The sequence below is a fragment of the Streptomyces sp. NPDC023481 genome (assembly GCF_055560195.1).
Genome location: NZ_JBVHJE010000026.1, coordinates 39,467 through 51,028, shown reverse-complemented (window position 1 = coordinate 51,028; position 11,562 = coordinate 39,467). Strand labels below are relative to the sequence as shown.

General features: G+C 71.8%; 10 protein-coding genes. 2 read left to right on the top strand and 8 right to left on the bottom strand.

Going from position 1 to position 11,562, the window contains the following annotated elements; translation table 11 throughout:
• Positions 1-172 precede the first annotated feature (172 nt).
• Positions 173-4,252 (top strand): beta-galactosidase, encoded by a 4,080-nt coding sequence (locus ACZ3ZD_RS35075; protein ID WP_467406811.1) that lies wholly within the window; start codon positions 173-175, stop codon positions 4,250-4,252.
• Between the two features lie 156 nt (positions 4,253-4,408).
• On the opposite strand, the gene ACZ3ZD_RS35070 is transcribed toward ACZ3ZD_RS35075, so the two are convergent.
• Positions 4,409-4,894 (bottom strand): DUF6083 domain-containing protein, encoded by a 486-nt coding sequence (locus ACZ3ZD_RS35070; protein ID WP_467406807.1) that lies wholly within the window; start codon positions 4,892-4,894, stop codon positions 4,409-4,411.
• A 123-nt stretch (positions 4,895-5,017) separates the two neighbouring features.
• The gene (locus ACZ3ZD_RS35065) at positions 5,018-6,070 is read right to left on the bottom strand and encodes an aldo/keto reductase (RefSeq protein ID WP_467406803.1); all 1,053 of its coding nucleotides are present in this window, start codon (positions 6,068-6,070) and stop codon (positions 5,018-5,020) included.
• A 121-nt stretch (positions 6,071-6,191) separates the two neighbouring features.
• Here ACZ3ZD_RS35065 and ACZ3ZD_RS35060 point away from each other — a divergent pair, with 121 nt between their 5' ends.
• Positions 6,192-6,824 (top strand): TetR/AcrR family transcriptional regulator, encoded by a 633-nt coding sequence (locus tag ACZ3ZD_RS35060; protein WP_467406799.1) that lies wholly within the window; start codon positions 6,192-6,194, stop codon positions 6,822-6,824.
• Positions 6,825-6,927: 103 nt separating this feature from the next.
• Here ACZ3ZD_RS35060 and ACZ3ZD_RS35055 read toward each other — a convergent pair whose 3' ends face one another.
• From ACZ3ZD_RS35055 to ACZ3ZD_RS35030, 6 genes are all read right to left on the bottom strand, one after another.
• On the bottom strand, positions 6,928-7,428 hold the full coding sequence (locus ACZ3ZD_RS35055) for a GNAT family N-acetyltransferase (RefSeq protein ID WP_467406795.1): 501 nt from the start codon (positions 7,426-7,428) through the stop codon (positions 6,928-6,930).
• 79 nt (positions 7,429-7,507) lie between these two features.
• On the bottom strand, positions 7,508-8,074 hold the full coding sequence (locus ACZ3ZD_RS35050) for an SRPBCC domain-containing protein (RefSeq protein ID WP_467406793.1): 567 nt from the start codon (positions 8,072-8,074) through the stop codon (positions 7,508-7,510).
• 52 nt (positions 8,075-8,126) lie between these two features.
• A complete protein-coding gene (locus tag ACZ3ZD_RS35045) occupies positions 8,127-8,819 on the bottom strand; it encodes an alpha/beta fold hydrolase (protein WP_467406789.1) in 693 nt (230 codons plus the stop codon).
• A gap of 115 nt (positions 8,820-8,934) precedes the next feature.
• Positions 8,935-9,396: a type II 3-dehydroquinate dehydratase gene (locus ACZ3ZD_RS35040; protein ID WP_467406786.1), complete on the bottom strand. Its 462-nt coding sequence runs from the start codon at positions 9,394-9,396 to the stop codon at positions 8,935-8,937.
• The gene (locus tag ACZ3ZD_RS35035; RefSeq protein ID WP_467406782.1) at positions 9,393-10,748 is read right to left on the bottom strand and encodes a cation:proton antiporter; all 1,356 of its coding nucleotides are present in this window, start codon (positions 10,746-10,748) and stop codon (positions 9,393-9,395) included. The genes ACZ3ZD_RS35040 and ACZ3ZD_RS35035 overlap by 4 nt, the downstream gene beginning before the upstream one ends.
• A 33-nt stretch (positions 10,749-10,781) precedes the next feature.
• A complete protein-coding gene (locus ACZ3ZD_RS35030; RefSeq protein ID WP_467406778.1) occupies positions 10,782-11,555 on the bottom strand; it encodes a thioesterase II family protein in 774 nt (257 codons plus the stop codon).
• Between the last annotated feature and the right edge of the window lie 7 nt (positions 11,556-11,562).

Below are 11,562 nucleotides of genomic sequence, written 5' to 3'. Positions count from 1 at the left end.
GCGCGGCTTTACTGTTCGGCTTTGCCTGAGTCTGTTTGATACTGATCGCTCAGGCGGTATGGAGGCCGCAGTGCGGAGTATTCGGATCGGTTCACCCACCGCAAGACCCGGACGCCGTCGATGGTGGAGCGCGGGCCTCGCGTCGGCCGCTGCCATCGCGCTGGCCGCGGGCATGACCACACCGGCCGCGGGCGCGACCACGCGGGCCGCGGCGCGGGACGCCGGCGTACAGGCGCCCGCCGCCGGGCCGGGGGCGCACACGGTGAGTCTCGACGGCTACTCGTTCCTCGTGGACGGCAAGCGCACCTACCTGTGGTCCGGCGAGTTCCACTACTTCCGGCTCCCGAGCCCGGACCTGTGGCGCGACATCTTCCAGAAGATGAAGGCCGCCGGGTTCAACAGCACCTCGCTGTACTTCGACTGGGGATACCACTCGCCGAAGCAGGGTGTGTACGACTTCAGCGGAGTGCGGGACGCCGACAAGGTGCTCGACATGGCCGAGGAGGCCGGGCTCTACGTCATCGCGCGTCCGGCGCCGTACATCAACGCGGAGGTCGACGGCGGCGGCCTGCCCGGCTGGATGACCACCACGGCCGGGCGCAACCGCAGCGACGACCCGCAGTTCCTGAAGTACGCCGACGAGTGGCTGACGCAGATCGACCGGATCATCGCCCGGCACCAGCTGACCAACGGCACCGGGTCGGTCATCGCCTACCAGGTCGAGAACGAGTACTACAACGGGTCGGCCGCCGGCCACTCCTACATGAAGCACCTGTCGGACAAGGCCCGCGCCGACGGCATCACGGTGCCGCTGACCGGTAACAACAACGGCACCTTCAACTCCGGTACGGGCGCCCTGGACGTCGATGGTCCGGACTCCTACCCGCAGGGCTTCGACTGCTCGAACCCCTCGAAGTGGAACGGCGTCCCGGACATCGGCTACGACCACCCGGCCGGCAAGCCGCTGTACTCGCCGGAGTTCCAGGGCGGCGCCTTCGACCCGTGGGGCGGCCCGGGCTACGACAAGTGCGCCGAGCTCATCAACGACCGGTTCGCCAACGTGTTCTACAAGCAGAACATAGCCGTGGGCGCCACCGCGCAGAGCTTCTACATGACCTACGGCGGCACCAACTGGGGCTGGCTGGGCATGCCGCAGAACTACACGTCGTACGACTACGGGGCCGCGATCCGCGAGACACGCCAACTCGACCCGAAGTACTACGAGGACAAGCTGATCGGCTACTTCACGCAGTCGGTCGCCCCGCTGACCAAGACCGAGGCGATCAGGGCCACCCCGCCGGACGACTCCGCGGTCGTGGACACCGCCCGGATGAACCCCGACACCAAGACGCAGTTCCACGTGCTGCGGCACGGCAACTCCACGTCCACGGCGGTCGACAAGACCCACATCGCGCTGGACTTCAACGCCCGGCCGGCCTCGGACACCACCTACACCTGGGACGACCCCGACTCCGCGGTGCAGTACACCGGTTCGTGGTCGCACGTGGCCGACACGAGCTACACCGGCGGCGACTACCGGCACACCGAGTCGTTCTCCCGCGAGGCCGGCGACTCGGTCACCGTCCCCTTCGACGGCACCGCCGTCCGCTGGATCGGCTCGAAGACCGGCAACCACGGCTACGCCGACGTCTACCTCGACGGCACGAAGGCGGCGACGGTGGACGACTCCGGCGGCGAGAACCAGGCGGTGGTCTTCGAGAAGACCGGCCTGACGCCCGGGGCGCACACCCTGAAGATCGTCGTCAACGGCAAGCACGCCTCGGGGTCCACGGACGACTACGTGTCCATCGACGCCATCGACGTGCCGACGGCCGCCACCGCCACGCCCACCTACCCGGTGGTGCCGCAGCAGCCGGGCACCGCGATCACGCTCGACGGACGCGACTCGCACGTGATCGTGGCGAACTACCGGCTCGGGGACTCGCAGTTGCGGTACTCGACGTCGGAGCTGATGACCGACGCGCACATCGGCGACCGGGACGTCGCCGTGTTCTACGGCGACCAGGGCAGCGACGGCGAGACCGTACTGCGCTACTCCTCCCGGCCCACCGTGACCACCAGCGGCGGCACGGTCACGACCACCTGGGACGCGGCCACCAGTGACCTGCGCCTGAACTACACGCACCGGGGTCTGACCCGCATCGCCGTCAGCGGCGGCGGATCGCGCCCGCTGCTGCTCCTCGTCGGCGACAAGGCCACGGCGAAGACCTTCTGGCGCCAGGACACGGCGAGCGGCCCGGTCCTCGTGCGCGGCACCCACCTGCTGCGGACGGCGACCAGCCTGAACGGCGGCCGTGGCGTGGCCCTGACCGGTGACAACGCCGACGCCAAGGACATCGAGGTGTTCACCTCCGCCGGTCATGTCACCTGGAACGGCAGGGCGTTGGACACCCGGACCACCGGCACCGGTGGCCTCGCCGGGAGGATCCCGGTGGCCACCCCGGTCCACCTGCCGGCGCTGACGCAGTGGAAGCACGCCGAGGAGTCCCCCGAAGCGGCCCCCCGATTCGACGACTCCGGCTGGCAGGTGGCCGACAGGACGACCACGAACAGCGTCTCCGGCGTCAACTCGCTGCCGGTGCTCTACGCGGACGACTACGGCTTCCACACCGGCAACACCTGGTACCGCGGCCGCTTCCACGCGGGCGGCAAGGAGACCGGTATCCACCTCGTCTCGGACTCCGGCGGGGGCGCGCAGGCGTTCTCCGCCTGGCTGAACGGCACCTTCCTCGGCAGCTCCACCACGGGCAGCGCCGACCTCACCTTCCCTGCCGGTGCGCTCAAGCGGAAGGGTGACAACGTCCTCTCGGTGCTCACCGTGAACATGGGGCACGAGGAGGACTACAACGCGACCAACGGCAACAAGGCCGCGCGCGGCCTGACCAGTGCCTCCCTCCTCGGGGCGCCGCTGACCACCGTCACCTGGCGGCTGCAGGGCGTACGCGGCGGCGAGGATCTCCAGGACCCGGTGCGCGGCCCGCTGTCCACGGGCGGTCTGTACGGTGAGCGGGCCGGCTGGTCCCTGCCGGGCTACCCGGACGGCGGCTGGGACAAGGTGTCCCTGCCGGCCGCCGACAGCCGCCCCGGGGTGTCCTGGTACCGCACCGACGTCGCCCTGGACCTGCCGCGCGGACAGGACACCTCGCTGGGTCTGACGTTCACCGACGATCCGTCACGCAAGTACCGTGCCACGGTCTTCGTGAACGGCTGGCAGGTCGGCACCTACGTCAACTACCTCGGCCCGCAGCACACGTTCCCCGTCCCCAACGGCATCCTCGACCCGAACGGCCGCAACAGCGTCGCCATCGCCGTGTGGAACCTGGACGGCAGCACCGGAGGGCTCGGCAAGGTCTCGCTGACCGACTACGGCAGCTACGCCTCGTCCCTGCGCGTCGCGCAGAACGACAGCCCGCGCTACGACCGCCACAGGTACGCGATGCCGAGGCGTCCGGGAGCCGAGGTGGGACTCGGCGTGCCGGACACCGCTCAGCCGGGCCAGGCCTTCACGGCCCGTGCGACGGTGCGGGTGCCCAAGGGCGAACCGTCCGCCACGCGCCTGACGGCCTCGCTCACCGCGCCCGGCGGCTGGACCGCGACCGCCACCGGTCCCACGTCGGTCGAGCGCGTGCGACCCGGTGGAACGGCCACCTTCGCCTGGAGGGTCCGGCCACCGGACGGGAAGCTGCCCGACGCCTCGGCGCTCACCGCGACCGTGCGCTACGTGCAGCACGGGCGGCAGGCCTCCGGCGAGGACGAGCGCATCGTCCACGGGATCCCGCCGGCCCCGCCGGCCGGGAAGAACGCGGTCAGCGACCTGTCGTTCCTGTCGTCCACCAACGGGTGGGGGCCGGTCGAGCGGGACAGCAGCGTCGGCGAGCGGGCGGCCGGGGACGGCCGTGCGATCAGCATCGCCGGCACCTCCCACGCCAAGGGCCTGGGCACCAACGCCGTCAGTGACGTCACGGTCTACCTCGCCGGGAAGTGCTCCCGCCTGACGGCGGACGTCGGGGTCGACGACGAGACCGGGGGCGCGGGCACGGTGACCTTCTCCGTGATCGCCGACGGCAGGACGCTGGTGACCACGCCGACGGTCCGGGGCGGACAGGCCGCGGTACCGATCGACGTCGACGTCAGCGGCGCCCAGGTGATCGACCTGAAGGTCGGTGACGCCGGCGACGGCAACGGCAACGACCACGGCGACTGGGCCGAGCCGACGCTGACGTGCGACTAGCCGGGCCCGTATGACCTGGGTCACATCTCTGGCCCTTCCGTCGCGGGCGCGGGAAGCGTAGGTTCCCGTTACCCCGCGACGGCGCCTTCGACGGCGCTGGTCCGCCACTCCCGGGGCGGCGGACCAGCGGGGGCCAAAGCCGCGCCGCCTGCCGTGTCACCCGGCATCCGGCAACGTCCGTCCGCGCTCCTCGTCGGCCCTGTGCCGGGCCGCCAGCGCGTTGTGCTCCCGGACCGCCGTCAGCCACCGCCACGGCTGGATCTCGTCCAGGGTGAGGCCCGGGCAGGCCAGCTGGTGCGGGATCCGGCAGGTCGCCCCGGGCAGGGGTTCGTCCAGGCCGCCGTTCCAGGCGGTGCCGTCGCTGTCCAGGTGCCAGCGGTGGCCGCCGGGTACGAGGTGGGCGGGGACGGTCAGGCGGGGTTCGAGGAGGACGTGCTGTCCGGTGTACGTGGGGCGGCGGTCGCCGGTGAGCCCGCAGTGGGGGCAGACCGGCGGCCGGGGCGGTTCGGGGCCGGTGGCGCCGTCCAGGGCGGCCTGGGCGCGGTCGGCGCTCTCCCACGGCGCGGGCGTACCGGCGGGCGACTGCCGGGAACCGTCCGGGCCGGGTCCGGGCAACGGGATGATGTGGTCGGCGTCCCCCATGCCGTCGAGCGTGCGGGCCCTCGCGGGGCCCCGGGTAGGGCGCAGTCCGGTCGCACCGGGAGCAGACGGACGAGCGCACGAGTGGGGGATGCGCGGCTGTGCGCTCCGGGCTCGACGGCGATGTCATGGAGCAGGCCGAGGCGCGACGACCGGGGGGTTGAGGCGGGCGAAGCCTTCCTGGCGCTGGTAGGGGAAGTACGGGTAGGGCGCCGTCCTGTCGCTCGCCGCGTCGAGCTTCGCCATCTGGTCGGGCGTGAGCGTCCAGCCGACGGCACCGAGGTTCTGGCGGAGCTGCACCTCGTTGCGGGCGCCGATGATGACGGAGGAGACGGTCGGTCGCTGCAGCAGCCAGTTGATGGCGATCTGCGGAATGCTCTTGCCGGTCTCCTGCGCGATCTCGTCGAGGGCGTCGACCACGCGGTAGAGGTGTTCCTCCTCGACCGGCGGGCCGTAGTCCGCGGTCTGGTGCAGCCGACTGTTGGCCGGCAGCGGCCGGCCGCGGCGGACTTTGCCGGTGAGCCGTCCCCAGCCGAGCGGGCTCCAGACGACGGCGCCGAGGCCCTGGTCGAGCCCGAGGGGCATCAGCTCCCATTCGTAGTCGCGGCCGACGAGGGAGTAGTAGACCTGATGCGCGGCATAGCGCGGGTGGCCGTACCTCTCCGCGCTCGCGAGGGACTTCATCGCCTGCCAGCCGGAGAAGTTGGAGATGCCGACGTAGCGGACCTTTCCTGCTCGCACGAGATCGTCGAGCGTGGACAGGACTTCCTCGATCGGCGTGCCGGCGTCGAAGGCGTGCAGCTGGAACAGGTCGATGTAGTCGGTGCCGAGCCGGCGCAGGGCGTCCTCGCACGCCCTGATCAGGCGCGTACGAGAGGTGCCCGCATCGCCGGGGCCGTCGCCCATCGGCAGGCCGGTCTTGGTGGACACGATCACCTGGTCCCTGCGGCCCTTGATCGCTTCGCCCAGCACCTCCTCGGAGGCCCCACTGGAGTAGACGTCGGCGGTGTCGAACATCGTGAGGCCGGCGTCGAGGCAGATGTCCACGAGCCGGCGTGCTTCTTGCGCATCGGTGCTGCCCCAGGCACCGAACAGCGGCCCCTGGCCGCCGAAGGTGCCGGCGCCGAAGCTCAGTGCGGGGACCATGAGGCCGGATGCACCCAGCCGCCTGTATTCCATGACTGTTCCTCTCTCGCTGCCTGACTGGACCCGCCGCCCGACTGGCTAACGGTTCTGCAGTTCCGTTAATGTGTTCCACAACATAGCAGGCGTGGGCAATTAATGAAACTGGAGTCCCGTTATGGGGTTTGAGGGTGCGGATCCGGGGACCATCCGTCCTGGAGGGCGCACGGCGCGGGTGCGGTCGGCGGTGCTGCAGGCGGCCGGGGACGCCTTGGCGGAGCACGGCTTCGCCCACCTGGACCTCGCCGACATCGCGCGCCGTGCCGAGGTGGGCAAGACCACTGTCTACCGCCGCTGGGGAACGGTGACCAGCTTGGTGGCCGACCTGCTGGTGGACATGGCCGAGCAGTCACTGCCGCGTACCGAGACCGGCTCCCTGCTCGGCGATCTCAAGGCCAACGCCCGGCTCGTGCAGCGCACCCTGGCCGACCCGCGGCAGGGAGCGCTGTTCAAGGCGGTGATCGCCGCCGCCACCTGTGAGGCGAAGACAGCCGAGGCCCTGCACCGCTTCTACGACATCCGGATCACGGAGTGGGCACCCTGCGTCCAGCAGGCCGTCGACCGGGGCGAGCTGCCCGAGGGCACCGATGCCCGCGAGGTGGTCCGTGCTGTCTCCGCCCCGCTCTACTACCGCCTGCTGACCAGCGGCGACCCCCTCGATGAAGCCGCGGCGGACCAGGCCGCCGAGGCCGCGGCGGCCGCAGCGCGTGCGGGGGCGTACCTGCGGGGCGGCGAGGGAGAACAGAGGTAGCCGCTTCGCCGGCCGACCATCGCTTCGGTCAGGGCGGCGGGCGGGGAGGGTGCCGACGCCGGCCGGTTCCGCGCGGGCGGCCGGGGGCCGGTTCGTCCCTCGCTCAGTAGGCGGTCGGCCGCGTCAGTTCGAGGCGCCAGTTGTTGGACCGGATGGGGTTCCCCGGCGGGTACTCGAACGCGCACTCCCCGACCAGTTCGAAGCCCGCCTTGCGGCACACCGTGTTGGAGGCGTCGTGGTGCACCGAGGGGAAGGCGTGCAGCCACCGGCGTGCGCCCTGGCGGCCGGCCCGTTCGGCGCACAGGCGCAGTGCCCCGACCGCGAGGCCACGGCCCCGGTGCTCGGGGAGGATGCCGTAGCCCGTCTCGTAGACCTGCTCCCCCTCCCACTCCCGCGGCCAGTACCCGATCGAGCCGACGACCTGTCCGTCCCGTACGACCAGGAACATCCGGCCGTCGGCGAGCGCGAGGTACCGCTCGTGGCGGCGCCGGAGCTGTTCCTCGGTCTCCGGGCCCCCGAGGTGTTCGGTCGACTCGGCGGTGTTCTGCCGGCGGAGCAGGTCGAGTCCCTGGTCGGACCACGGTGCGAGGCTGAGAGAGGTCATGTGACCACGCTACTGGCCGGGTCTGACATCCGAACGGCCGCTGGTCGGGTCCGGAGGCTGGACTCGTGGGTGCGACGGCCTACTTGGACGGCATCCTGTACCGGGGGAACAGCTCGCCGGGGGCGACTGTCGCGGTGAGGCCGTTGAGGAGGAGGCGGGTGCCGCCGCGGAGGTGGGCGGCGTCCTGGGTGCCGTCTCCGGTGGGGACGAGCCAGGTGTACTGCTCGGTCCAGGTCAGGTGGGACCCGGTGGGCCGGTCGGTGAGTTCGACGGTGACGAGGGAGATCCAGCGGCGGATGCCGTCGACCTCGGCCTCGTAGACGTAGACGATCCGGGTGTCCGGCACGATGTCCAGGAACCGGGAGCGGTAGGCGAGGTGTTCCTCGGCGTCACCGGAGACGAAGACGTTGCCGGCGTTCTCTTCGCCGCCGACCCGGAAGTCCAGCTCGTGCCGGGCGGTGGCGGACCGGCCGGGAAGCCGGAACCAGCGGCGCCGCAGGGAGGGGTCGGCGAAACCGCGGAACACCTCGGCGCGCGGCACCGTGAAGTCCAGGTCGACCGTGAACGAGCCGTGCAGCGCGGGGGGTGCCGGGTCGGCGGCCGTGGTGTTCGCCGTCTCCACCCGCGTGAGGTGACCTGCGTCCATGGGAGGAACCTAACACGGGGCGGGGCGCCGGCCGGGGGTCCCGCCCCCGCGGTCACAGCCAGCCGTCCAGCGACTTCAGGAAGCCGTCGAGATCGTCGCGGTGGACGCAGTGCCCGGTGTCCGGGACGTACACCACCTCGAAGCCGCGCGCGCGGAGCCGTTCGGCCAGCTCGTCCGGTACGAGGTGGTGGTCGCCGGCGCCCTGGACGAGCGAGGGCACCTCGGCGCGCGCGGGGATCAGGTCCCGGTCGCTGCGCAGCCACTCGATGGCCCGGACGTCCCAGCGGGCGTATCCGGCCAGCTCCGCCTCGATGTCCTCGGGCAGCCAGCGGGGGCACAGCTGCCGGATGCTCTCGGCGATGGCGGACTTGGTGGCCTGCGCGAACTCCCGTACCTCGTCGACGGATTTGACGCCGAGCTTCCACGCGGGGTCGCTGTAGACGACCCGGGCCGGGCGCAGGCCGGCGACCGCGAGGGCGAGCACGGGCGCGCCGAAGGAGTGGGCGAGGGCCAGGTCGACGCCGGCGGGGACGGTCTCCACGAGGTCGGCCGCGAGCAGTTCGGGCGTGTACTCGTCGGCGTGCGGGCTGTCCCCGTGGCCGCGCAGGTCCGGCATGAGCACGCGGTAGCCGCGCTCCACGAGGGCCGGTGCCACCCGGCGCCAGGTGTCCGCCGACGACATCACGCCGTGGACGAGCAGCACCGTCCGGTCGCCGTCGCCGGCCTCGTGCAGGGCGAGCTTCATGAGCGGTGTCCTTTCGCGACACGGGTGCGGTGAGGGTGTGGGCGCGGCGGGAGGCGGTTCGCCCGTGGTCAGCGATCCGTCAGCGGCCCGTCGGTGGTCTGTGATCAGTGATCAGTCAGTGGTCGGTCCGTGGTCGGCCGTTCGCCCCCGCCAGTTCCAGCAGGGCACGCGCGGCCAGCCGGTAGCCCAGGGAGCCGAGGCCCACGACGACACCGGAGGCGAGCGGGGCGATCACGGACTCGTGCCGGAACTGCTCGCGGGCCCACACGTTGCTCAGGTGCACCTCGATCCAGGGCTGCGGGTAGGCGGCGAGGGCGTCGCGCAGGCTCCAGCCGGCGATCATCAGCGCGCCGGGGTTGACGACGGCGCCGACGGTGTCGAAGTGGTGCCGGTGGAGGTCGCGCACCAGGTCGCCCTCGGAGTCGTGCTGGAGGGAGAGCACCTCCCAGCCGGCGCCGCTCACTTCGGCGGCGACGGCCTTCTCGATGTCGGCGAGGGTGTCGGTGCCGTAGATCTCCGGCTCGCGGCGCCCCAGGATGCCGAGGTTGGGGCCGTTCAGCAGGAGCAGGATGCTCATGGGGTCACCTCACGGTCGGGACGGTCGGGTGCGCCGGACCGCCCGGGGTCGCGCGGGGACGCGTCCTCCAAGATGAGCCCGGCGTCGGCGAGTTCCTCGGCGCGGGTCATCGCGAGCCGGAGGACGGGCGGTGTCATCAGCGAGGTCGCGATGGCGACCAGGACGATGATGGTGTAGGCGTCGGTGTCCAGGACGCCCAGGCGCAGGCCGGTCATGGCGACGACGACCTCGACCACGCCACGGCAGTTCATGCCGGCGCCGAGGGCGAGCGCCTCCCAGCGGTTGAGGCGGCTGAACCGGGCGCCGAGGAAGGCGCCGGAGAACTTGCCGAGGACGGCGACGGCGAGCACGGCGAGGGCGGCCGCGAGCACGGCAGGGTGGCGCAGGCCGGTGAGGTCCATCCGCAGCCCGGCGGTGGCGAAGAACAGCGGGGCGAGGAAGGCCAGTACGGTCGTCTTCAGCGGTTCCAGCTTCGCCCGGTCCAGGTCCTTGCTGGTGCCGACCAGCACACCGCAGACGAAGGCGCCGAAGATCGCTTCCAGCTTCATGGCCTGGGTGGCCGCGGCCCCGGACAGGACCAGGACGACGACGGTCGTGATCGTGGGTGCGGAGCCCTCGGCGCGGCCGGCCAGCCGCAGCGCGGCACCCACCAGCGGGCGGCCGACGAGGACGGCGAACAGCACGACACCGACCGGGTAGAGCACGGAGGTCGCCATGACACCCGCGGTGAGTCCGGCGGTGGCCATCGCGGAGACCACGGAGAGCAGGAACCAGCCGACGATGTCGTCCACGACACCGGCGGACAGGATCAACTGGCCGATGTCGCGGTGCAGCAGCTTCATGTCGAGGAGGGTCTTGGCGATCACCGGGATCGCGGTGACGCACATCGCGACACCGAGGAAGAACGCGAACACCGTGGGGTCGACGCCGTCGGGCAGGAGGACACCGCGCAGGGCGAAGCCGGTGGCGATGCCGAGGCCGAGGGGCAGCACCAGGCCGGCGATGCTGACCCGGGCGGCGGTGACCCCGCGCTTGCGGACCAGGCCGAAGTTCAGTTCCGCGCCGGTGACTCCGACGAGGAGCAGCACGCCGAGCTGACCGGTGGCGTCCAGCAGGTGCATCTGTTCCGGCTGCCGGGGCAGCAGCCACGCGGAGAAGCCGGGCAGCGCGTGCTGGAGCACGGACGGGCCGAGCAGCAGGCCCGCGCACAGCTCGCCGACGACCGCCGGCATCCGGAAGCGCTCGGCGAGCCGGCCCAGGACGAGGGCGAACAGCAGCAGGAAGGCGAGTTGGAGGAGGAAGACCAGGAGCGAGTGCGGGGCCATGGTGGGCACCGGGTCGGCGAGCGTCACGGGCTCTTCCCTCGTCGGGAGCGGTCGGTGGGGTCAGCGGGTGGTGCCGGCCGCGTGGCCGGTGAGGCTGCGGGACAGCAGCGCGATGACCTCGGCGCCGCGTTCGACGTGGAAGAAGTGGCCGCCCGGGAAGACGTGTACGTCGGTCGGGCCGGTGGTGTGCTCCTCCCAGGCGTGTGCCTCGTCGAGGGTGGTGCGGGGGTCGGCGTCGCCGGTCAGCACGGTCACGGGGCAGTCGAGCAGCCGGCCGGGGTCGTGCCGGTAGCCCTCGATGGCGGTGTAGTCGCTGCGGATCGCCGGCAGGAACATGGCCAGCACCTCGGGGTCGGCGAGGGCGGCCTGGTTCGGGCCGCTCAGGGTGCGCAGTTCGGCCAGCACCTCCTCGTCGGTCGCGTCGTGCACGTGCTCGTCGCGGTACCGGGAGGGGGCGCGGCGACCGGAGGCGAACAGCCGTACCGGGGAGGGCAGTTGCGCCTCGCGCATGCGCAGGGCCACCTCGTAGGCGAGGACGGCGCCCATGCTGTGCCCGAACAGGGCGAGCGGCCGGTCGTCCAGGTGGCGCAGGGCCGCGAAGATCTCGTCGGCGTACTCGGGGATGTTGTCGATGCCGGGTTCGTGCCGGCGCGTCTGCCGGCCCGGGTACTGGACGGCGAGGACCTCCACCGCGGGCGCGAGGGCCGTGGCGACCGGGAAGAAGAAGCTCGCCGAGCCGCCGGCATGCGGCAGGCAGACGAGCCGTACCGCGCTGTCCGGTGAGGGGCGGAAGACGCTGACCCACTTCTCGAACCGTGCCGTTGCTCCAGGCATGCCGAAG

Excerpts from the sequence above, each read along its gene's own strand:
- ACZ3ZD_RS35075 (WP_467406811.1), top strand. The coding sequence starts at position 173 with ATGACCACACCGGCCGCGGGCGCGACCACGCGGGCCGCGGCGCGGGAC.
- ACZ3ZD_RS35070 (WP_467406807.1), bottom strand. The coding sequence starts at position 4,894 with ATGGGGGACGCCGACCACATCATCCCGTTGCCCGGACCCGGCCCGGAC.
- ACZ3ZD_RS35065 (WP_467406803.1), bottom strand. The coding sequence starts at position 6,070 with ATGGAATACAGGCGGCTGGGTGCATCCGGCCTCATGGTCCCCGCACTG.
- ACZ3ZD_RS35060 (WP_467406799.1), top strand. The coding sequence starts at position 6,192 with ATGGGGTTTGAGGGTGCGGATCCGGGGACCATCCGTCCTGGAGGGCGC.
- ACZ3ZD_RS35055 (WP_467406795.1), bottom strand. The coding sequence starts at position 7,428 with ATGACCTCTCTCAGCCTCGCACCGTGGTCCGACCAGGGACTCGACCTG.
- ACZ3ZD_RS35050 (WP_467406793.1), bottom strand. The coding sequence starts at position 8,074 with ATGGACGCAGGTCACCTCACGCGGGTGGAGACGGCGAACACCACGGCC.
- ACZ3ZD_RS35045 (WP_467406789.1), bottom strand. The coding sequence starts at position 8,819 with ATGAAGCTCGCCCTGCACGAGGCCGGCGACGGCGACCGGACGGTGCTG.
- ACZ3ZD_RS35040 (WP_467406786.1), bottom strand. The coding sequence starts at position 9,396 with ATGAGCATCCTGCTCCTGCTGAACGGCCCCAACCTCGGCATCCTGGGG.
- ACZ3ZD_RS35030 (WP_467406778.1), bottom strand. The coding sequence starts at position 11,555 with ATGCCTGGAGCAACGGCACGGTTCGAGAAGTGGGTCAGCGTCTTCCGC.